This window comes from Chryseobacterium sp. DT-167 (assembly GCF_058310155.1).
This window is the reverse complement of sequence record NZ_JBZEEQ010000153.1, coordinates 1-504: the sequence shown is the minus strand read 5'-3', so window position 1 is coordinate 504 and position 504 is coordinate 1. Positions and strand designations below refer to the sequence as shown.

Annotated in this window: 1 protein-coding gene; it reads right to left on the bottom strand. The window is 73.4% G+C overall.

The genetic code is table 11. The features are described 5' to 3' along the window. Positions 1-149: 149 nt before the first annotated feature. Positions 150-504, bottom strand: a 355-nt coding sequence (locus tag AC4FQ5_RS20230; RefSeq protein WP_491146558.1) for a sensor histidine kinase, incomplete at its 5' end; no start/stop codon positions are given.

Genomic DNA, 504 nt, shown 5'->3' with positions numbered 1-504 from the left:
CATGACGTCCGGTCGCTCACGGCGAGCGAGCTCCACGGCGGCGCGGCCCGTCGCCGCCTCGCCCACGACCGCGATGTCCGTCTCGTTGTCGAGCAGGGCGCGGAACCCCGCCCGCACGAGGTGCTGGTCGTCCGCGACCACGACCCGGATCACGAGGCTGCTCCGACGGGCAGTCGAGCGGTGACGACGAATCCGCCCTCGGGGCCGGGGCCGGCGGACAGGTCTCCGCCGGAGAGCACGGCACGCTCACGCATCCCGAGGATGCCGTTGCCGTCCTCTGATCCCGCCGCGCCGCGCCCGTCGTCTCGGACCTCGACCACCACGGCATCGCCCTCGAGGTGGACCGCGACCTCCGCGTGCTCCGCGCCCGAGTGCCGCACGACATTCGTGAGCGCCTCCTGCACGATCCGATAGGCGGAGGCACCGACCGTCGCCGATGCGGTCGCGGCGGCGTCGTCGTCGACGGTCACTGAGACGTCGATCCCGCTGCGTCGAACGCCCTCG